This is a genomic window from Streptomyces sp. NPDC034086 (assembly GCF_055575515.1).
Genome location: NZ_JBVISM010000014.1, coordinates 24,570 through 47,898 on the forward strand (window position 1 = coordinate 24,570; position 23,329 = coordinate 47,898).

At 75.8% G+C, this 23,329-nt stretch carries 2 protein-coding genes and 1 pseudogene; all 3 read right to left on the minus strand.

Translation table 11 applies throughout. The annotated features are described in order from the left end of the window. Positions 1-180: 180 nt before the first annotated feature. Positions 181-7,131, minus strand: coding sequence for a type I polyketide synthase (locus ACZ514_RS26130; RefSeq protein ID WP_469125846.1), 6,951 nt, complete (start codon positions 7,129-7,131; stop codon positions 181-183). After that, on the minus strand, positions 7,094-18,349 hold the full coding sequence (locus ACZ514_RS26135; RefSeq protein ID WP_469125811.1) for a type I polyketide synthase: 11,256 nt from the start codon (positions 18,347-18,349) through the stop codon (positions 7,094-7,096). The genes ACZ514_RS26130 and ACZ514_RS26135 overlap by 38 nt, the downstream gene beginning before the upstream one ends. Positions 18,350-18,407: 58 nt before the next feature. Next, a pseudogene (locus tag ACZ514_RS26140) lies at positions 18,408-23,318 on the minus strand (type I polyketide synthase); the annotation flags it as partial. Positions 23,319-23,329 lie beyond the last annotated feature (11 nt).

Genomic DNA, 23,329 nt, shown 5'->3' on the forward strand with positions numbered 1-23,329 from the left:
GGGTCGGGTCCCGGTCGGGCGCCGGTGGCGGACGAGAGCCGCGGCCGGACCCGTGCGGGCGGGCCCGGACACGCGTCCACCCCCGGTCGTCAGGGCCGGGGGTGGACGGTACCGGGGGTGTGCGCACGGGGTCCGGGGGTGTGCGGGGCCGGGGGTCGGTCGGCCCCCGGCCCCCGTGGCTCAGCCGAAGATCCAGAACCGTTCGCGCTGGAAGGGGTAGGTCGGCAGGTCCACGCCGTGGGCTCCGCTGCCCTCGAACACCGCGGCCCAGTCGACCGGCTCGCCGGCGCTGTGGAAGGCCGCGGCCAGGGCCAGCGGCCCCCCGGTCACCGGGTCCGCGGAGGGGACGGGGGCCGGGACGGCCGCCAGGGCCTCGGCGAGGCCCTCGGCCCAGTCCTCGCCGAGCGGTTCGCCGGAGCCGGCGTCCAGGAGGGCGATTTCCGGCCGGGCGGCCCCCGTCACCCGGGGCTGTTCCCCGTCCGCGAGGGCGGCCAGCGCCTCGACGGCCTGCTCCAGGGTGAGCGCGCCCGCCACGTGCGCGGCGGCGAGCCGGCCGGGGCCGGACACCAGCAGCGCCTGCGGGGCCAGGCCCCAGCTCTCGTACAGCCGGTACAGGGCGACCTCCTCGGCGAAGGCCTCCGCGACGTCCGGGAAGGGCGCTGCCAGCCGGACGTCGAGGTGGGCGCGTACGGCGTCCCAGGCGTCGGCGAAGACGGGCCGGGCCTCGTACAGGGCGTCCGCGAGGCCGCGTACGGCCCCGGTGAACGCGATCCGCGCGGTGCCTTGCGTGACGGCCCCGGGGTGTTCCTCTCCCCGCTCCACGGCGGCCAGCGCCGCGAGGAGCTCCTCGCGGCCGGAGGCGAGCAGCACCGCGCGGTGTTCGAAGGCGGCCCGGCCGGTGGCCAGGGTGAAGCCGACGTCGGCGGGGTCGAGGGCGGGGTCCTCGGCGAGCGCGGCACCGATGCGGGCCGCGTGGGCCCGCAGGGCCCGCGGGGTGCGGCCGGACAGCGGGACCGCGACGGCGCCCGGGGCGGTACGGGCGGGGCCGGCGGGGGCCGGTTCCGGGGCGGGCGGCGCTTCGAGGATCAGGTGGGCCTGGGTGCCGCTGGCGCCGAGCGAGGAGACGCCGGCCCGGCGCGGGCGGCCGGTCTCCGGCCACGGGGTGGGCTCGGTGACCAGGCGGACGGCGCCCGCCGACCAGTCGACGCGGCTCGTGGGCTCCTTGACGTTCAGCGTCGGCGGCAGCAGCGCGTGGCGCAGGGACAGCACCGTCTTGATGACGCCGGTGACGCCGGAGGCGGACTGGGGGTGGCCGATGTTGGACTTGACGGTCGACAGCAGCAGCGGCCGGCCGGCCGGGCGGTCCTGGCCGTACGTCGCCAGCAGGGCCTCCGCCTCGATGGCGTCACCGAGCGGGGTTCCGGTGCCGTGGCCCTCGACCGCGTCCACGTCCCGGGCGCTCAGGCCGGCGTCGGCCAGGGCCTGCCGGATGAGGCGCTGCTGGGAGATGCCGCTGGGGGCGGTGAGGCCGTTGCCGGCGCCGTGGTGGTTGACGGCGGACCCCCGTACGACGGCCAGGACCGGGTGGCCCAGGCGCCGTGCCCGGGACAGGCGTTCGACGAGCACCATGCCGGCGCCCTCGCCCCAGCCGGTGCCGTCGGCGTCCTCGGAGAACGGCTTGCAGCGGCCGTCGGCGGCGGCGCCGCCCATGTGGTGCCAGGCGACGGGGGCGGACAGGACCGTGACGCCGCCCGCGAGGGACATCGCGCACTCGCCGCGCCGGACCGACTGCACGGCCAGGTGCAGGGCCACGCCGGACGAGGAGCAGCCGGTGTCGACGGTGAGGGTCGGGCCGTGGATGTCGAGGGCGTAGGCGACCCGCCCGGAGGCGATGGCCGGAGCGATGCCGCTGCCGAAGTGCGGTTCGCTCTCCTCGGGGATCCGCTGCGCCGGCAGGAAGCCCTGGTAGCCGACGCCGATGTAGAGGCCGATCTGCTCGTCGGTGAGGCCGCGGGGGTCGACGCCGGCCCGCTCGAACGCCTCCCAGGCCGTTTCGAGCAGGATCCGCTGCTGGGGGTCCATGACGAGGGCCTCGGCCTCGGAGATGCCGAAGAAGGAGGCGTCGAACTCGCCGATGCCGCGCAGCAGTCCGGCCTGCGTGAGGGTCTTGACGGCCTGGAAGCCGTCCTCGTCCGCACTGTCCTCCGCGCCGTCCTCGTCCGCGCCGCCGGCGGTGCCTTCGCCGGGGAGGCCGGTGATCCGCCAGCCGCGGTCGCGCGGCAGGTCCCCGACGAGGTCCTCGCCCTCGGAGACCGCCTGCCACAGCTGTTCGGGGGTCTCGATGCCGCCGGGGAGGCGGCAGCTCATGCCGACGATGACCACCGGGTCGTCGTCCTCGGCGGCGGCGTGGCCGGTGGCGGGCGCGGCCGTCTCCTGCTCGCCGGTGCCGAGGAGTTCGGCGGTGAGGAAACGGGCGAGGGCGACGGGGCTCGGATGGTCGTAGACCAGGGTCGCCGGCAGGGTCAGTCCGGTCGCGGCGGTGAGCCGGTTGCGCAGTTCGACGACGGTGAGCGAGTCGAAGCCGAGTTCCTTGAAGGCCCGGCCCGCCTCGACGGCCTCGCCCGAGGCGTGGCCGAGCACGGCGGCCGCCTGGGCCCGTACGAGGTCGGTCAGCAGGGTGGTGCGCTCGCCCGGGGAGGCCGCGCGCAGGTCGCGGACCAGGTCGGAGGAGGACTCGTCCGGGGACGGGGGCGCGGCGGGCGCGGACCGCGGCACGAGTTCGGTGAGCAGGGCGCTGGGCCGCTCGGAGGTGAAGCCGGGCGCGAAGCGTGACCAGTCGACGTCGGCGACGGCGACGAAGGCCTCGTCGTGTTCGACGGCCTGGACCATGGCGTCCAGGGCGGCCTGCGGATCCATCTCGAGGACGCCGCGGCGGCGCATGTACTCCTGCGCTCCCTCCAGTTCCATCATGCCGCCGCCGCCCCAGGCGCCCCAGGCGAGGGAGGTGGCGGGCAGGCCGCGGGCCCGGCGCCGTTCGGCGAGCGCGTCGAGGTAGGCGTTGGCGGAAGCGTAGGCGGTGTGCCGGGCGGCGCCCCACACCCCGGAGTTGGAGGAGAACAGGACGAAGGCGTCGAGGTCGGTGCCGTCGAGGAGGGCGTCGAGGTGGTCGGCTCCGGCCACCTTGGCCGCCGACAGCTGTTCGAACTCCGCGGCGGTGGTCTCGGCGCCGAGGGTGTACTGCGGTACGCCGACGGCGTGGACGACGGCGGTCAGGGGCTGCCCGGCCGGGATCGCGCCGAGGACCGCCGCCAGCTGGCCGCGGTCGGACACGTCGCAGGCGGCGAGCGTCACCTCCGCGCCCAGCGAACGGAGTTCGGCGGCGAGTTCCGCCGCCCCGGGGGCGTCGGCGCCGCGCCGGCTGGTGAGGACGAGCCGGGCGGCCCCGGTGGCGGCGAGGCGGCGGGCGACCTGCGCGCCGACGCCTCCGGTACCGCCGGTGACCAGCACCGTCCCGGACGGCCGCCAGCGGCGGACCGGCTCGCGGTCCCCGAGCGGGGCGCGCACCAGCCGGCGGCCGAGGACGCCGCTGGTGCGGACGGCGACCTGGTCCTCGTCGCCGTAGCCGCCGGCCAGGACCCCGGCGAGCCGGCCGAGCGCGCGCTGGTCGAGGACCGGCGGCAGGTCGACGAGGCCGCCCCAGGTGCGGGGCTGTTCGAGGGCGACGACCCGGCCGAGGCCCCAGACGCGGGCCTGTGCCGGTACGGCGGGGGCGTCGGCGCGGCCGGCGGCGACGGCTCCCCGGGTGGCGGCCCAGTGCCGGGCGGTGATCCCGGCGTCGGCCAGGGCCTGGACGAGGACGTGCGTGCCGGTGGCGCCGGACGCCTCGTCCAGGCCGAGGAGGGAGAGGACGCCGCCGAGTCCGGGCAGGGCGGCGGTGGCCTCGCCGAGCCGGACCGCGAGGGCCGGGCGGGTGACGGCGGCGGGGTCGGTCTCGAGGACGACGGTCTCGACGCCGTGGGCCGCGAGGCCGGCGGCGACCGTGCCGGCCACGTCGGTGGCGGCGGGCGGGGTGACGATCAGCCAGGTGCCGGCCGGGGCGGTCGTGGCCGGGGCCGCGGTCAGCGGCGTCCAGGCGGCCTTGTAGCGCCAGGAGTCGAGGGTGGAGCGGGCCCGCTGTCCTCGCCGCCAGGTGGCGAGGGCGGGCAGCAGCTCCCCGAGGGCACGGCGCTCCTCGAGGGCGAGGGTGCCGGCCAGGGCCTCCAGGTCCTCGGCCTCGACGGCCGCCCAGAACCGGGCCTCGGTCTCGTCGGCGGTGGCGGGACCGCTGGTGGGGGCCTCGGGCCGGACGGGGGCGGGCTTGAGCCAGTAGCTCTGGCGCTGGAAGGCGTACGTGGGCAGGGCGATGGTGCGGGCGCCGGAGCCGGTGAGGACGGAGGCCCAGTCGACGTCGACGCCACGGGTCCAGGCGGTGGCGAGGGAGGTGTAGAACCGGGCCAGGCCGCCCTCGCCACGGCGCAGGGTGCCCGTGGCCAGGATCTCGGCGCCCGCCGCTTCGGCCGTCTCCACCAGCCCGTACGTGAGCACCGGATGCGCACTCGACTCCACGAACGCCCGGAAACCCTCCGCCAGGAGGGAGCCGACGACGGGTTCGAAGGAGACGGGCTGCCGGCAGTTCTCGTACCAGTAGGCCGCCGTCAGCTCGGGACCCTCCAGGACCTCCCCGGTGACGGTGGAGTACAGCGGGACCGAACCCGTCCGGGGCTCCACGAAACCCAGCAGGTCCAGGATCCGCTCCTTGAGGCGGTCCACCTGGGCGCAGTGCGAGGCCACCGTCGACGGCACGATCTTCGCCCGCACCCCCTCGGCCTCCAGGGCCGCGACGAGCTCCTCCAGCGGAGCGACCTCACCGGCCACCGTCACCGCGCGCGGACCGTTGATCCCCGCGATCGACAGCACGTCCCCGTACGGGGCGATGCGCGACTCCGCCTCGGCACGCGACAGCGACACCGAGGCGACCGCGCCCCGGCCCACCAGCTCGTCGGCGAACAGCTGCGAACGGAGCACGACGACCTTCGCACCGTCCTCCAGCGACAGCGCACCCGACACCACCGCGGCCGCGATCTCACCCTGCGAATGACCCACCACCGCGTCCGGCACCACACCCGCCGCACGCCACAACTCCGCCAACGACACCATCACCGCGAACAGCACCGGCTGGAGCACCTCGATACGGGAAAGATCACCCTCCCCCCGCAGCACCCCCTCCACCGACCAGTCCACATGCGCCTCCACCGCCGCCGCGACCTCCGCGAACCGGGACGCGAACACCGGCGACGAATCCAGCAGCTCGACACCCATCCCGGCCCACTGCGACCCCTGACCCGGGAACACGAACACCGTCCTGCCGCCCGCGTCCGCCACACCCGCCGCGACGGGCGCGTCGAGCGAGGAGAGGAGTTCCTCGCGGGTGGAGCCGAGCGCCACGGCCCGGTGGTCGAAGGCCGAGCGGGTGGCGGCCAGGGAGAGCGCCACGTCCTCGGGCCGCGGCGCGGCACCGGACCGGACGAACTGCCGCAGCCGGGCGGTCTGCGCGGTCAGCGCCGCCGCCCCCTTGCCGGACAGCACCCAGGGGAGCGGTCCGCCGGTGCCCACGGCCGGGGCGGCGGCGTCCGGCTCCTCCTGCCGCTCGGGGGCGGCGGGCGCCTCGGGGGCGGCCTCGAGGATGGCGTGGGCGTTGGTGCCGCTGAGGCCGAAGGAGGAAACGGCGGCCCGGCGCGGGTGGTCGGTCTCGGGCCAGGACCGGGACTCCAGCAGGAGTTCCACGTCGCCGGCGGCCCAGTCGATGTGCGGGGAGGGCGCGTCCACGTGCAGGGTCCTGGGGAGGATCCCGTGGCGCAGCGACATGACGGTCTTGATGACGCCGCCGACGCCGGCCGCCGCCTGGGTGTGCCCGATGTTGGACTTGATCGAGCCGAGCCACAGCGGCCGGCCCTCGGGCCGGCCGCGACCGTAGGTGGCGAGCAGGGCGTTGGCCTCGATGGGGTCTCCGAGGGTGGTGCCGGTGCCGTGCGCCTCGACGGCGTCGACCTGGTCGGGGGTGAGCCGGGCGTTGGCGAGCGCGGCGCGGATGACGCGCTGCTGGGCCTTGCCGCTGGGGGCGGTGAGGCCGTTGGAGGCGCCGTCCTGGTTGATGGCGGAGCCCCGGATGACGGCGAGCACCTCGTGGCCGTTGCGGCGCGCGTCGGAGAGCTTCTCCAGCAGGACGAGGCCGACGCCCTCGGAGAAGGAGGTGCCGTCGGCGCCGGCCGCGAACGCCTTGCAGCGGCCGCTGAACGCCATGACCCCCTGGGCGCTGAAGCCCACGAACAGGCCGGGGGACGCCATCACGGTGACCCCGCCGGCCAGGGCGAGCGAGCATTCGCCCTGGCGCAGCGCCTGGGCCGCGAGGTGCACGGCGACCAGGGAGGAGGAGCACGCGGTGTCGATGGTGACCGCGGGGCCCTCGAAGCCGTACGTGTAGGAGAGCCGGCCGGAGATCACACTGGCCACGGAGCCGGTGACGAGGTGCCCCTCGGCGCCCTCGGCCTCGTCGCCGAGGCTCTGGGCGTACGAGGGCTGGGAGGCGCCGATGTAGACGCCGGTCTGGGTGCCCTTGAGCCGGACCGGGTCGATGCCGGCCCGCTCCAGCGCCTCCCACGAGGCCTCCAGCAGCAGCCGCTGCTGCGGGTCCATGGCGAGGGCCTCGCGCGGCGAGATCCCGAAGAACGCGGCGTCGAACTCGTCGACGTCGGGGACGAACGCGGCCTCGCGCACCGTTCCCGTGTCGCCGAGGTCCCAGCCGCGGTTGTCGGGGAAGCCGGAGACGGCGTCCCCCTCCTTGGCGACGAACTCCCAGAGGTCTTCGGGGGATTCGATGCCGCCGGGGAAGCGGCAGCTCATGGCGACGACGGCGATGGGCTCGTGCGCGGCGTCGACCAGGTGCTGGTTCTGCCGGCGCAGCCGTTCCGTCTCCGTCAGCGACGCCCGCAGCGCTTCGACGACCTTTTCCGAGGGGGTGCTCATGGGTGTGATCTCCGGATCTCGTCTTCGCGTATCAGTGGTGGTCGCCGTCCAGGGCCAGGGACACGAGATCGTCGAGGTCCATCGTGGCGATCGAGTCCTCCCGTGCCCCGGTGTGGTCGGACGTGGGCGGTTCGGCCGCCGGGCCGCCGGCCAGCCGCAGCAGCGTGTCGAGGACGCCCGCTTCGCTCAGCCGGGCGAGCGGGAGGGTGGCCAGGGCCCGCCGCAGGTGTGCCTCGTCGACCGGTGCGCCCGTGCCCGCCGGGGCGGCCGCGTCGTCCGTCGCTCCGGTTTCGGGGGCGAGTTCGTCCCGCAGGTGTTCCGCGAGTTCGACCGGGGTGGGGTGGTCGAAGACGATGGTCGCGGGCAGCCGCAGTCCGGTGGCCGCGCCGAGCCGGTTGCGCAGTTCGACGGCGGTCAGCGAGTCGAAGCCGAGCTCCTTGAAGGCCCGGTCGGCCTCGAGGGAGCCGGGGTTGGCGTGGCCGAGGACGGCCGCGACGTTGGTCCGTACGAGGTCGAGCAGCACGCCCAGGCGGCGTTCGGCGGAGAGGCCGGCGAGCTTGCGGGTGAGCGCGGAGCCGTCCGGTTCCGCCGTGGCGGTGGATCCCGCGGCCCGCCGTACGGGGGTACGGACGAGGGAGCGGTACAGGGCGGGCAGGCCGGCCCCGCCGGCGGAGTCGCGCAGGGCGGCCGGGTCGAGGCGGACGGGGACGCTCAGTGCCTCGTCCTGGTCCACGGCCGCGTCGAACAGGGCGAGGCCCTGCTCCGCGGTGAGCGGGGTGACGCCGCCGCGGCCGAACCGGGCCAGGTCGGTGTCGTCGAGCCCGGCCGTGAGTTCGCTGGTCTGGTGCCACATGCCCCAGGCGAGGGAGGTGGCGGGCAGGCCCTGGGCCCGCCGGTGGTGGGCGAGCGCGTCCAGGTAGGTGTTGGCGGCGGCGTAGTTGGCCTGGCCGGAGTTCCCGGTCACGCCCGCGGCCGAGGAGTAGAGCACGAACCGGCGCAGGTCCAGATCGCGGGTGAGTTCGTGGAGGTTCCACGCGGCGTCCACCTTGGGCCGCATGGCGCGTTCCATGCGGGCCGGGGTGAGCGAGTCGAAGACGCCGTCGTCGACGACCCCGGCGGCGTGCACCACGCCGGTCAGCGGCCGGCCGGCGGGGATGGTGGCGAGGAGGGCGGCCAGGGCGTCGCGGTCGGCGGCGTCGCAGGCCACCACCTCGGCCGTCCCGCCCAGCTCGGCTATCTCCGCGACGAGTTCGGCCGCTCCGGGCGCGTCGGGGCCGCGCCGGCCGGCGAGCAGCAGGTGCCGCACCCCGTGCCGGGTCACCAGGTGTTTGGCGACGAGCGCCCCCAGGGTTCCGGTGCCGCCGGTGACCAGGACCGTGCCGTCGGGGTCCCAGCCCTGCGGAACCGTCAGCACGATCTTCCCGGTGTGCCGGGCCTGGCTCATGAACCGGAACGCCTCCGGCGCCCGCCGGACGTCCCAGGCACGGACCGGCAACGGCCGCAGCACACCCGCCTCGAAGAGGCCCGTCAGCTCGGTGAGCATCGCGGCGGTGCGCTGGGGGCCGGCCTCGGCCAGGTCGAAGCGGCGGTAGTGGACGCCCGGGTGGTCCAGGGCGACCTGTCCGGCCTCGCGGACGTCGGTGGCGCCGAGTTCGACGAAGCGGCCGCCGCGCGGCAGCAGCCGCAGCGAGGCGTCGACCAGGTCCCCGGCCAGGCAGTCCAGGACGACGTCGACGCCCTCGCCGCCGGTGGCGGCGGAGAAACGCTCCTCGAAGGAGGCATCACGGGAGGAGGCGATGTGCGCCTCGTCCAGACCTGCCGCGCGCAGCACGTCCCACTTGCCCTCACTGGCCGTGCCGAACACCTCGGCACCCAGGTGCCGGGCGATCCGCACCGCGGCCGAACCCACACCGCCGGCGGCGGCATGGACCAGGATCCGCTCACCCGCCTTCAGGCCCGCCAGGTCCACGAGCGCGTAGTACGCGGTGAGGAACACGGCGGGCACCGAGGCGGCCTGCTCGAAGGACCAGCCCTCGGGGATACGGGCCACCATCTGGGCGTCGGCGACCGCGAGGGGGCCGAAAGCGTGCGGCACCATGCCCATCACCCGGTCGCCCGGGGCGAGGTGGGCGACGCCCGGGCCCGTCTCGACGACCACACCGGCCGCCTCGCAGCCCATGAAGCCGCCGCCCGGATACATCGCGAGGGAGACGAGGACGTCGCGGAAATTGAGCCCGGCGGCGCGCACGGCGATGCGCACCGCCCCCTCGGTCAGCGGTCCGGCCGCCTCCGGCCGGGGCAGCAGGGCCAGGTGGTCGAGGGTTCCGGCGGCGGTGGTGTCCAGGGCCCAGGCGGCGGTTCCGCCCGGTACGGACAGGGCCGTGCCCGAGCCGGCCCGGACCAGGCGCGGTGCCAGGGCGGTGCCGGAGCGCAGCGCGGTCTGCGGTTCGTCGTGGACGAGGGCCGTGGCGACCGCGCCCCGCAGGGCGGCGGCCGACTCCTCGGTGGCGTCGAGGTCGGCGATCAGGAGCCGGCCGGGGTTCTCGGCCTGGGCGGAGCGGATGAGCCCCCAGGCGGGTGAGTGGGCGAGGCCGGTGGCGTCCTCGCCGGTACGGGTGGCGACCGCGCCGTGGGTGAGGACGACCAGCCGGGATCCGGCGAAGCGTTCCCCGGCCACCCACTCCTGCACGGTGGCGAGGAGGGCGGCCGCCCCGGCGTGGACCTCGGCGAGTGCGCCGTCCGGGCCCGGGTGCGCGTCCGGGTCTCCGTACGGCAGGACCACGGTCTGCGGCAGGGTCGCGCCGTCGGCGGCGGCGAGGGCCGCGAGGTCCTCGTACCGGTCGACGGCGGCACCCGCGCCCTCCAGGGCGGCCGCGATGCCGGGTGCGGCGGAGCCGATGACGGCCCAGTTCCCGGCGGCGGAGGCGTCGGCGTGGGCGGGCAGTTCCGTCCAGTCGAGGCGGAACAGCCCGTCGGTGCCGGGGTCGGCGCCCTGGCGCAGGGTGGCCGTGTCGACGGGACGCAGTACGAGCGCGTCGACGGTGGCGACCGGTGCGCCGGCCGCGTCGCAGACGTCCACCGCGATGGTGTCGGTGCCCGCCGCGCTGACGCGGACCCGCAGGGTGCCGGCGCCGGCCGCGTGGAGGGCGACGCCGCTCCAGGCGAAGGGCAGCCGGGCCTGGCCGGTCAGCTCGATGAACTCGCCGAGCCGCATGGCGTGCAGCGCGGCGTCGAGCAGTGCGGGGTGCAGGAGGTAGCGGGCCGCTTCGCCCTGGTGGCTGTCGGGCAGCGCGACCTCGGCGAAGACGTCGCCGGTGGACTCCTGGCGCCATGCGGCGCGCAGGCCCTGGAAGGCGGGGCCGAACTGGTAGCCGGTCTCGGCCGCGGCGGCGTAGAAGCCGTCGAGGTCGACGGGTTCCGCGGTGGCCGGCGGCCAGGCGGTCAGGTCGTGGCCGGGGGCGCGGACGTCCCGGGCGAGGACGCCGCTGGCGTGGCGGGTCCAGGGCAGGTCGGCGGGGGCGTCCTCGGCGCGGGAGTGGATGGTGACGGGGCGGGTGCCGGCGCCGCCTTCGGGGCCGACCAGCACCTGGAGGTGCACACCGCCGCGGGCCGGGAGGAGCAGCGGTGCTTCGAGGGTGAGCTCGTCCAGCAGCGTGAACCCGGCTTCGTCGCCGGCGCGGACGGCCAGCTCGACGAACGCGGTGCCGGGGAGGAGGGGAGTGCCGGACACCGCGTGGTCGGCGAGCCAGGACTGGGTGTCGGGGGCGATCCGGCCGGTGAACAGGAGGCCTTCGCCGCCCGCGAGGCTCACGGCCGCACCGAGCAGCGGGTGCCCGGCGTCCGAGAACCCGAAGCCGGTGGCGTCACCGGAGAAGGGCGGCAGCGGATCGGGCCAGAAGGGCTCGTTCTGGAAGGCGTACGTGGGCAGGTCGACGCGCGCGGTGTCCTGGCCGGCGTGGACGGCCCGCCAGTCGACGGGGGCGCCGTGGGTCCAGGCCTCGGCGAGCGAGGCCAGGAAGCGCTGGGCTCCGCCTTCGTCACGGCGCAGGGTGCCCTGGGTCACGGCGGAGGTCCCGGCGGCCTCGATGGTCTCCTGGACACCGATGGTGAGCACCGGGTGGGCGCTGGACTCGACGAAGATCTTGTGCCCGCGTTCCAGGAGTGCGGCGATGGCGTCCTGGAAGCGGACGGTGTGGCGCAGGTTGGTGTACCAGTACGCGGCGTCCAGCTCCGACCCGTCGGCCCACTCGCCGGTGACGGTGGAGAAGAACGGGACCTCGGCCGTCCGCGGCTCGATCCCGGCGAGGAGGCCGATGACCTCGTCGCGGATCAACTCGACCTGCGGACCGTGCGAGGCGTAGTCCACATTGATCCGGCGCGCCCGCACACCATCGGCCTCACAGCCCGCCATCAGCTCGTCCAGGGCCTCCGGATCACCCGAAACCACCGTCGAAGCCGGCCCGTTCACCGAAGCCAGCGCCAGACGCTCACCCCAGGCCGAGATACGTTCCGCCACGGCATCGGCCGCAGCCGCCACCGACACCATCCCGCCCTTGCCCGCCAGCGCGAGCAACGCCTTCGCCCGCAACGCGGACACCTTCGCCGCGTCCTCCAACGACAACGCGCCCGAGACGGCCGCGGCCGCGATCTCACCCTGCGAGTGACCGACGACGGCCGCCGGGACGACCCCCACGGAACGCCACAGCTCGGCCAGCGACACCATCACCGCCCACAGGGCGGGCTGGACGACGTCGACCCGGTCGAAACCGGGAGCACCGTCCTTCTGCCGGAGCACCTCCAGCAGCGACCAGTCCGTGTACGGGGACAGCGCGCGCTCGCAGTCGTCCAGACGGGACGCGAACACCGGCGAGGAGTCGTACAGCTCCACCGCCATCCCCGCCCACTGCGAGCCCTGACCCGGGAACACGAACACGGGGCGGCCGGTGCCCTTGACGACGGCGCCCTCGGTGACGCCGACGCCGGGCGCGCCCTCGGCCAGGGCGGTGAGCCCGGCGAGGAGTCCGGCGCGGTCGTCGGCCTGGACCGCGCCACGGCGTTCCAGGGCGGCCCGGGTGGTCGCCAGGGACCAGGCGACGTCCACGGGGCGCAGTGCCTCGCCGCCGTCGGCCGCGGCGAACTCCCGCAGCCGGCCGGCCTGGCCGCGCAGGGCGGCCGTACCGCGCCCGGAGACGATCCAGGGCAGTGCGGCGGCCGGGAAGGCCGGGACGGCGGGTACGCGGGCGGGCTCCTCGGTCCGCGGCGCCTGCTCCAGCACGACGTGGACGTTGGTGCCGCTGCCCCCGAAGGAGGACACGCCGGCGCGGCGCGGGCGGCCCGTCTCGGGCCACGGCCGGGCCTCGGTCAGCAGTTCCACGGCGCCCGAGTCCCAGTCGATCTCGCGGGACGGCTCGGCGACGTGGAGGGTCTTGGGCAGGACGCCGTGGCGCAGCGCCATGACGGTCTTGATGACGCCCGCGACGCCGGAGGCGGCCTGGGAGTGGCCCAGGTTGGACTTCAGGGAGCCCAGCCACAGGGGCCGCTCGGCGGTGTGGGCCCGGCCGTAGGTGGCGAGGAGGGCCTGTGCCTCGATGGGGTCGCCGAGGGTGGTGCCGGTGCCGTGGGCCTCGACGGCGTCGATGTCGGCGGGGTCGAGTCCGGCGTCGGCGAGGGCCGCGCGGATGACGCGCTGCTGGGCGGGGCCGCTGGGGGCGGAGAGGCCGTTGCTGGCGCCGTCCTGGTTGGCGGCCGTACCGCGGATGACGGCGAGCACCTGGTGGCCGTTGGCCTGGGCGTCGGAGAGCCGCTCGAGCATGATCACGCCGACGCCCTCGGACCAGCCGGTGCCGTCGGCGTCGTCGGAGAAGGACTTGCAGCGGCCGGACGGGGAGAGTCCGCCCTGCTGGCTGAAGCCGATGAAGACGCCGGGTGAGCACATGACCATGGCGCCGCCCGCGAGCGCCATGCGGCAGTCCCCGGTGCGCAGGGCCTGCACGGCGAGGTGCAGGGCGGTCAGCGAGGAGGAGCACATGGTGTCGACGGTGACCGCCGGGCCCTCCAGCCCGAAGGTGTAGGCGAGGCGGCCGGAGGCGACGGCGGCGGAGGCGCCGAACAGCATCTGGCCGTCGGAGCCTTCGGGCATCTGCACGTCGTGGCCGTAGCCGGGGTATCCGGCTCCGATGAACACGCCGGTACTGCTGCCCTTGAGGGTGTCCGGGTCGAGGCCGGCCCGTTCGAAGACCTCCCAGGCGGTCTCCAGGAGGAGGCGCTGCTGCGGGTCCATGGTGAGGGCCTCGCGGGGCGAGATGCCGAAGAAGCCGGGGTCGAAGTGGGTGGCGGTGTCGACGAAGCCGCCCTCGCGGACGTAGCTCGTACCGGCCTTGGCGCGGTCGGGGTCGTAGAAGCCGTCGAGGTTCCAGCCGCGGTCGGCGGGGAAGCCGCCGATGGCGTCGCGGCCTTCGGCGACGAGCTGCCACATGTCCTCGGGCGAGGTGATCCCGCCGGGGTAGCGGCAGCTCATGGAGACGATGGCGATGGGCTCGTCGGAGGCGACGGTCCGCGCGGCGGCGCCGGCCTCGGCCGCGGTGGCGGTGTCCTGGGCGCCGAGCAGTCCGGTGCGCAGCAGGTCGGCGACGGCCTGGGGGGTGGGGTGGTCGAAGACCATCGTCGCGGGCAGGGTGAGGCCGGTGGCCGCGGTGAGCCGGTTGCGCAGGTCGACGGAGGTCAGCGAGTCGAAGCCGGTCGCCTTGAAGGCACGTCCGGGCTCGATCGCGTCGAGGGAGGGGTGGCCGAGGACGGCGGCCGCCTCCCGGCGGACCAGGTCGAGCAGGATGGTGTCCCGTTCTCCTTCGGGGGCCTGCCGCAGGCGGCGGGCGAACTCTCCCGAGGGGCTGTCCCCGTCGGTGTCCGCGTCGGCGCGGGCGGCCCGGGTGGCCTCGCGGGCCTCGGGGATGCCGGTGAGCAGCGGGCTGGGGCGGGTGGCGGTGAAGCCGGGCGCGAAGCGGGACCAGTCGACGTCGGCGACGGCGACGAACGCCTCGTCGTGTTCGACGGCCTGGAACAGCGCGGACAGGGCGGCCTGCGGGTCCATCTCGAGGACGCCGCGGCGGCTCATGTACTCCTGGGCGCCGGCGGTCTCCATGATGCCGCCGCCGCCCCAGGCGCCCCAGGCGACGGAGGTGGCGGTCAGGCCGCGGGCCCGGCGGCGTTCGGCGAGCGCGTCGAGGTGGGCGTTGGCGGCCGCGTAGGCGGTGTGCCCGGCGGCGCCCCAGACCCCGGAGTTGGAGGAGAACAGGACGAAGGCGTCCAGGGCGGTGGCGCCGAGGAGCTCGTCGAGGTGGGTGGCGCCGGCCACCTTGCCGGCGAGGACCCGCTCGAACTCCTCGGGGGTGACGTCCTCCAGGACGGTGGACTGGGGGACGCCGGCGGCGTGCACGACGGCGGTGAGGGGGGTGGCGGCGGGTACGGCGGCCAGCAGCGCGGCGACCGCGTCGCGGTCGGAGACGTCGCAGGCCACGGCTTCGGCCTCGGCGCCCAGGGCGCGCAGCTCCGTGAGGAGTTCGGCGGCGCCGGGGGCGTCGGGCCCGCGGCGGCCGGCCAGTACGAGGCGTTCGGCGCCGGCGGCGGCGAGCCGGCGGGCGACGTGCGCGCCGACTCCGCCGGTGCCGCCGGTGACGAGGACGGTGCCGTGCGGGCTCCAGTCGCGGGCCGGTTCGCGGTCCTCCAGGGCGGCGCGGACGAGGCGGCGGCCGAAGGCTCCGGAGCCGCGGACGGCGATCTGGTCCTCCTCGCCGGCGCCTCCGGCGAGGATCTGGACGAGCCGGGTCAGGGCGCGTTCGTCGGCGGCCCGCGGCAGGTCGACGAGTCCGCCCCAGTCGCGGGGCCGTTCCAGGGCGACGACCCGGCCCAGGCCCCAGACCTGCGCCTGGGCGGGGTCGGCGGCGTCGTCGGAGCGGCCGGTGGAGACGGCGCCGCTGGTCACGGTCCACAGCCTGGCGCCGGTCACGGCGGCGTCGGTGAGGGCCTGGACCAGGACGAGGCCGTGCAGGGCTCCGTCGGCGCCGAGGCCGGCGAGGGAGAGGACCCCCGTGATCTCGGCGGCGGCGACGGCGGTGCGGATCAGTTCGGCGAGCGCGGTCCGGTCGCCGCCGGTGACGCGTACGGTCACGGTCGAGGCGCCGTGCCGGGCGAGCGCGGCGGCGCAGTCGGCGGCGAGGGGGTCGTGGGCGGGGTCGGCGGGCAGCACGACCAGCCACGTGCCGGTCAGCGGCGCCGGGGCGGGCTCGGGGAGACGCTCCCAGGAGACGCGGTAGCGCCAGGCGTCGACGGTGGAGCGTTCGCGGCGGCGGCGACGCCAGGAGGACAGGGCGGGCAGCAGCTCGCCCAGGGAGCGGCGTTCCTCCAGCTCGAGGGTGCCGGCGAGGGTTTCGAGGTCCTCGCGTTCGACGGCGTCCCAGAAGCGGGCTTCGATCTCGTCGGCGGGCGGTGTCGCGGCCGGGGTCCCGGGGGTGGCGGCCGCCTCCAGCCAGTAGTGCTGCCGCTGGAAGGCGTACGTGGGCAGTTCCACGGTGCGGGGGCCGTGCGGGGCGACGAGCGTGGCCCAGTCGACGCCGGCGCCGTGGACCCAGGCCTCGGCGAGGGAGGTGAGGATGCGGCGCGAGCCGCCCTCGTCGCGGCGCAGGGAGCCGAGGGCGACGGCGGCGGCGGCCGTGGTGTCGATGGTCTCCTGGACGCCGATGGTGAGGACGGGGTGGGCGCTGGCCTCGACGAAGATGCCGTGGCCCTCGGCGAGGAGGGCGCGGACGGCCTCCTCGAAGCGCACGGTGGTGCGCAGGTTGGTGTACCAGTACGCGGCGTCGAGTTCCGTGCCGTCGACGAACCCGGCGGTGACGGTGGAGAAGAAGGGGATCTCGGCGGTGCGGGGCTCGATCCCGGCCAGCAGGCCGATGACCTCGTCGCGGATCGACTCGACCTGCGCGGAGTGCGAGGCGTAGTCGACGTTGATGCGGCGGGCCCGCACACCGTCGGCCCCGCAGGCCGCCATCAGCTCGTCCAGGGCCTCCGGATCACCGGAGACCACCGTGGAGCGGGGCCCGTTGACGGAGGCCAGCGCGAGCCGCTCCCCCCAGCCGGAGATGCGTTCCCTCACCGCGGCGGCGTCGTCCGCGACCGACACCATCCCGCCCTTGCCGGCCAGCGCCACGATCGCCTTCGCCCGCAGCGCGGACACCTTCGCCGCGTCCTCGAGCGACAGCGCGCCCGACACCGCCGCGGCCGCGATCTCGCCCTGCGAGTGGCCGACGACGGCCGCCGGGACGACACCGGCCGCACGCCACAGCTCGGCGAGGGACACCATCACCGCCCACAGGGCGGGCTGGACGACGTCGACCCGGTCGAAACCGGGTACGCCGTCCTTCTGCCGGAGCACCTCGAGCAGCGACCAGTCGGTGTGGGGGGCGAGGGCCGCGGCACACGCGTCGAGGCGGGCGGCGAACACCGGGGAGGCCTCGTACAGTTCCACGGCCATGCCCACCCACTGGGAGCCCTGGCCGGGGAAGACGAGGACGGTCCCGGAGCCGGGCAGGGTGGCGCCCCGGACGACGGTGGTGGCGCCGGGTGCGGCTTCGGCGAGGGCGGCGAGGCCTTCCTGGAAGCCGCTGTCGCCGACGGCGACGACCACGGCGCGCTGTTCCAGGGCGGCGCGGGTGGTGGCCAGGGAGTGGGCCACGTCGGCGGGGCCGGGCGCGCTCTCGCGGGCGGCGAAGGCGCGCAGCCGGTCCGCCTGGGCGTGCAGGGCGCCCGGGGTGTGGCCGGAGAGGGCCCACGGGATCAGCGGGGTGGACAGGACCGCCGGGGTGGCGGCGGGGGCGGCGGCGGCCGCATCGCCGGTGTCGGGGCCGTCGTGGGCGTCCTGTTCGAGGATGACGTGCGCGTTGGTGCCGCCGACGCCGAAGGCGGAGACGCCCGCGCGGCGCGGCCCGCCGTCGCGGGAGGTCCACTCGACGGGTTCGCGCAGCAGCCGTACGGAGCCGGCCGACCAGTCGACCTGGCTGGTGGGCGCGTCGACGTGGAGGGTCCGGGGCAGCAGGCCGTGGCGCATGGCCATGACCATCTTCATCACGCCGGCCATGCCGGCGGCGGCCTGGGTGTGGCCGATGTTGGACTTGACGGAGCCGAGCCACAGCGGCCGGTCCTCGGCGCGGTTCTTGCCGTAGGCGGCCATCAGGGCCTGCGCCTCGATGGGGTCGCCGAGGGTGGTGCCGGTGCCGTGGGCCTCGACGGCGTCGATCTGCTGGGCGCCGAGGCGGGCGTTGGCGAGGGCCTGCTTGATGACGCGGATCTGGGAGGGGCCGTTGGGGGCGGTCAGGCCGTTGCTGGCGCCGTCCTGGTTGACCGCCGAACCGCGGATGACGGCGAGGACCTCGTGGCCGTGGCGACGGGCGTCCGAGAGCCGCTCCAGCAGCAGGACGCCGATGCCCTCGGCGAAGCCGGTGCCGTCGGCGGAGTCCGCGAAGGCCTTGCAGCGGCCGTCGGCGGCCAGGCCGCGCTGGCGGCTGAACTCGACGAACAGGCCGGGGGTGGACATGACGGTGACGCCGGCGGCCAGGGCGAGGGAGCACTCGTCCTGCCGCAGGGCCTGCACGGCCAGGTGCAGGGCGACCAGGGAGGAGGAGCAGGCGGTGTCGACGGTGACGGCCGGGCCCTCCAGCCCGAAGGCGTAGGCGAGGCGGCCGGAGACCACGGCGGCCGCGCTGCCCGTGCCGAGGTAGCCCTCGACGTCGTCGGGGACGGAGTCGAGGTCGGTGGCGTAGCTGGAGGCGGAGGCACCGACGAACACGCCGGTGCGGCTGCCCTTGAGCGACGTCGGGTCGTATCCGGCGCGCTCCAGGACCTCCCAGGAGGCCTCCAGCAGCAGCCGCTGCTGCGGGTCCATGGCGAGGGCCTCGCGTGGCGAGATGCCGAACAGCCGCGCGTCGAAGCGCGGGACGTCCTCGAGGAAGCCGCCCTGCCGGGTGTACGAGGTGCCGATCCGGTCGGGGTCGGGGTCGTAGAGGGCGCCGAGGTCCCAGCCGCGGTCCTCGGGGAAACCGCCGATGCCGTCGCGGCCTTCGGCGACGAGGTCCCACAGCTGTTCGGGCGTGGCGACCCGGCCGGGGAAGCGGCAGGCCATGCGGACGATGGCCACGGGCTCGGGCTCTTCGAGTTCCTTGACGCGCCGGCGCGCGTTGCGCAGGTCGGCGGTGGCCCGCTTCAGATATTCGCGGAGCTTGTCCTCATTGTTCGTGCTCAACGTCACTCACCTACCGGGAACGGGAAGCCAACACGGCGCGGTCGTTGCGGGCGCGGGGTCACTGCGTCTCCAACTCGTCGTCGAGCAGGTCGAAGAGCTCGCTGTCCGAGGCCGCGTCGAGGTCGGCGTCGGAGGCGGGCGCCGCGTCCGCTGCGGTGGCGTTCCAGGCGGCGAGCAGCGCGTGGAGCCTGCTGCTGATCCGGCCGCGGTCGTCGGGGGTGGCGGGGGCGGCCCCGGCGAGGGCGCCGCCGAGCCGGTCGATCTCGTCGAGCAGCGGGTCCAGTCCGCCGGTGTCGCCGAGGAGTTCGGTGCGCAGCAGGGCGGCGAGTTCGACGGGCGTGGGGTGGTCGAAGACGAGGGTGGAGGGCAGGCTCAGGCCGGTGGCGGCGCCGAGCCGGTTGCGCAGTTCGACCGCGCTGAGGGAATCGAAGCCCAGTTCGCGGAAGGCGCGCTGGGGGCCGACGGCGGCCAGGGCCTCGGGGCCGGTGGTGCCGTGGCCGAGGACGGAGGCGGCCTGCTTGCGGACCAGGTCGAGCAGGACGCGGTCCTGTTCGGCCGGCGCGAGGCCGGTGAGCCGGTGCAGCAGGGCGTCGGCGGCTCCGTCGGCCTCCTCGGCCTCGGCCGCGGCGGCGGAGGCGGCCCGGGCAAGGAGCTGCGCCGCCTCGGGGACCATCTCGAAGAGGGGGCTGTTGCGCTCGGTGTTGGTGCCCAGCGAGAAGCTGTCCCAGCGGATGTCGATGACGACCGGGCTGGTCTCCTCGTGGTCGAGGGACTGCTGGAGGGCGGCGGTGGCCAGCTCCGGGGGTAGTTCCCAGACGCCCTGGAGGCGGGCGCGTTCGCCGACGCCGTTGTCGGCCATGCCGCTGCCCTCCCAGGTGCCCCACACGACGGCGGTGGCGGGCAGGCCGAGGGCTCGGCGCTGCTCGGCGAGGGCGTCGAGGAAGGTGTTGCCGGGGGTGTAGTTGCCCAGGCCCGCGGAGCCGTAGGCGGCACCGAAGGAGGAGAACAGGACGAAGGCCGTGAGTTCCTTGTCGCGGGTCAGTTCCTGGAGGTTGAGGGCGCCGCGCGCCTTGACGGCGAGGACGCGCTCCATGCGGTCGGGGGTCAGCGAGTCGATCATGCCGTCGTCGAGGACGGCGGCGGTGTGGAACACCGAGGTCAGCGGGGTTTCCGCGGGCAGTGCCCCGATGACGGCGGCGAGCGCGGCGGCGTCGGTGACGTCGGCCGCCGCGATGGTCACCTTGGCTCCGAGTCCGGTGAGTTCGGCTTCCAGGGCGTCGGCGCCGGGGGCGTCGGGTCCGCCGCGGCTGATCAGCAGCAGGTGTTCGGCGCCCGCGCGGGCCAGCCAGCGGGCGGTCTGCGCGCCCAGGCCGCCGGTGCCGCCGGTGATCAGGGCGGTGCCGGTGGGCTGCCAGGTGCGGGCCGGTTCGGCGTCGCCGAGCGGCGCCCGGACCAGCCTGCGGACCAGGACGTTCCAGGACCGTACGGCGAGCTGGTCCTCGTCGCCGGGTTCGGTGAGGACGCCGGCGAGCCGCTTCCAGGCCTCCTCGTCGACCTGCCGCGGCAGGTCGACGATGCCGCCCCACAGCCGCGGGTGCTCCTGGACCAGGACGCGGGCCAGGCCCCACACGGCGGCCTGGACGGGGCTGGTGAGCGGGTCGGAGTCGCCGACGGAGACGGCGCCCTGGGTGAGGGACCACACCGGGGCGTCGAACTCGGCGAGTTCGCGGACCTGGAGGACCGCCTGGACGAGGGTGACCGTGCCGGCCAGGCCGAGCGGGAGGTCCGGGTGGTCGGGGTGGGGCCGTTCGTCGAGGGACAGCAGGGACAGGATCCCGGTGACGCGGTCCTCGCCCTCGACGGTGAGCTCCTGGTGGAGCTGCTGGGCGAGGGTGTACCGGTCACTGGCCCAGACGTCGACGGGGACGCGGACGGTGCGGGCGCCCTGGGCGGCGAGGCGTTCGGCGGCGGCCGCGGCCACCGTCTCGTCGGCGCCCTCGGACTCCACGATCAGCCAGGTCCCGGTGAGCTGCGGGGCGGCGGTGTCGGCGACCGTCCACACGGTGCGGTAGCGCCAGGAGTCGATCGCGGACTTCTCGCGCCGGGTGCGGCGCCAGGCGGACAGGGCGGGCAGCGCCTCGCCGAGGGGCTGGTCCGCTCCGACCCCCAGGGGAGCGAGGTCGCCGCTGTCGACGGCCGCCCAGAAGGCGGCGTCGACCTCGTCGCCGCCGTGGGCGACCAGGCCGGGGGACGCCGGGTCCGAGGGCGCGGCGTCGAGCCAGTACGGGCGGTGCTGGAAGGCGTACGTGGGCAGCTCGACGCGCTGCGCGCCGTCGGGGAAGACGGTGGGCCAGGCGACGGTGGCGCCGCGCGTCCAGGCTTCGGCGAGGGAGGTGAGGAAGCGCTGCGGACCGCCCTCGTCGCGGCGCAGGGTGGCGAGGGTGACGGCGGCGGAGGCGGCCGGGGCCTCGGCGGCGTCGATGGTCTCCTGGACGCCGATGGTGAGGACGGGGTGGGCGCTGGCCTCGACGAACAGGCCGTGGCCGGTGTCCAGGAGGGCGCGGACGCCCTCCTCGAAGCGGACGGTGGTGCGCAGGTTGGTGTACCAGTACGCGGCGTCCAGCTCGGAACCGTCGGCCCACTCCCCCGTCACGGTGGAGAAGAAGGGGATCTCGGCGGTGCGGGGCTCGATCCCGGCCAGCAGGCCGATGACCTCGTCGCGGATCGACTCGACCTGCGCGGAGTGCGAGGCGTAGTCGACGCTGATGCGGCGGGCCCGCACACCGTCGGCCCCGCAGGCCGCCATCAGCTCGTCCAGGGCCTCCGGATCACCGGAGACCACCGTGGAGCGGGGCCCGTTGACGGAGGCCAGCGCGAGCCGCTCCCCCCAGGCGGAGATGCGTTCCCTCACCGCGGCGGCGTCGTCCGCGACCGACACCATCCCGCCCTTGCCGGCCAGCGCCACGATCGCCTTCGCCCGCAGCGCGGACACCTTCGCCGCGTCCTCGAGCGACAGCGCGCCCGACACCGCCGCGGCCGCGATCTCACCCTGCGAGTGGCCCAGCACGGCGGCGGGGCGGACCCCGTGGAAGCGCCACAGCTCGGCGAGGGACACCATCACCGCCCACAGGGCGGGCTGGACGACGTCGACCCGGTCGAAACCGGGTACGCCGTCCTTCTGCCGCAGGACGTCCAGCAGCGACCAGTCGGTGTGGGGGGCGAGGGCCGCGGCGCACGCGTCGAGGCGGGCGGCGAACACCGGGGTGGAGTCGTACAGTTCGACCGCCATGCCCGCCCACTGGGAGCCCTGGCCGGGGAAGACGAAGACGGGGCGGTCCGCGCCCGCGGCGGCGGTGACGCCGCTGGTGTCGCCCTCGGCGAGCCCGGCCAGCCCGGCGAGGAACTCCTCGTGCTTGGCGGCGACGACCGCGCCGCGCACCGGGTGGGCGGTGCGGGTGGTGGCCAGGGAGAAGCCGGTGGAGGCGGGCGCGGCGCCGTCCCGGACGTGGGCCAGGAGGCGGGCGGCCTGCTCGCGCAGGGCAGTCCGGGTGCGGCCGGAGAGGATCCACGGTACGGGCGCGCCGCCGCCGTCCTCGGGGGACGGCGGCGCCGCCCGGTCCGCCGGGGCGGCCTCCTCGAGGATGACGTGGGCGTTCGTACCGCTCACGCCGAAGGAGGACACGCCGGCCCGGCGGGGCTCCTCGCCGCGGCGCGTCCAGTCGCGGGTCTCGTTCAGCAGCCGGACGCCGCCGGAGGACCAGTCGATGTGCGGCGACGGCTCGTCGGCGTGCAGGGTCCTGGGGAGCACGCCGTGGCGCAGCGCCTGCACCATCTTGATGACGCCGGCGAGGCCGGCGACGGGACCGCCGTGCCCGATGTTGGACTTCGACGAGCCGAGCCACAGCGGCCGGCCGGCGGAGTGCTCCTGGCCGTAGGTGGCGAGCAGGGCCTGTGCCTCGATCGGGTCGCCGAGGGAGGTGCCGGTGCCGTGCGCCTCGACCGCGTCCACGTCCCCCGGGGTGAGCCGGGCGTTGGCGAGGGCGCGGCGGATGACCTCCTGCTGCGCGGGCTCGCTGGGGGCGGTGAGGCCGTTGCTGGCGCCGTCCTGGTTGAGGGCGGAGCCGCGGATGACGGCGAGGACCGGGTGGCCGTTGCGGCGCGCGTCGGAGAGACGCTCCACGAGCAGCACTCCCGCGCCCTCGGACCAGGTGGTGCCGTCGGCGCTGGCTCCGAAGGCCTTGCAGCGGCCGTCGGCGGCCAGCGCGCGCTGGCGGCTGAACTCCACGAACGCGGCGGGGCTGGCCATGACGGCCACGCCCGCGGCCAGGGCGAGCGAGCACTCGCCCTGGCGCAGCGACTGCACGGCCAGGTGCAGGGCGACCAGGCCGGAGGAGCAGGCGGTGTCGACGGTGACGGCGGGGCCGGCCAGCCCGAAGGCGTAGGCGACCCGGCCGGACAGGACGCTCGACATGGTGCCGGTGCCGATGTAGCCCTCCACGCCGTCCGGCAGGGCGTCCAGCCGGGAGGCGTAGTCGGAGGCGACGGCGCCGACGAAGACGCCCGTCTCGCTGCCCTTCAGCGACAGCGGGTCGTGACCCGCCCGCTCCAGGGTCTCCCAGGCGGTCTCCAGGAACAGCCGCTGCTGCGGGTCCATGGCGGCCGCCTCGCGGGGCGAGATGCCGAAGAGCTCCGGGTCGAAGAGGGTGGCCCCCTGGAGGAAGCCGCCCTCCCGGACGTACGTCTTGCCGGGGGCGTCGGGGTCGGGGTCGTACAGGTCGGTGTCCCAGCCGCGGTCGGCCGGGAAGGGGCCGATCGCGTCGGTACCGGACGCCACGAGGTTCCAGAAGCCCTCGGGGTCGGTGACCCCGCCCGGGAAGCGGCAGGCCATCGAGACGATGGCGATCGGCTCGGACCCGGCGTCCTCCGCGTCGCGCAGCTGCTGCTTGGTACGGCTCAGGTCGGCTGTGACGCGCTTGAGGT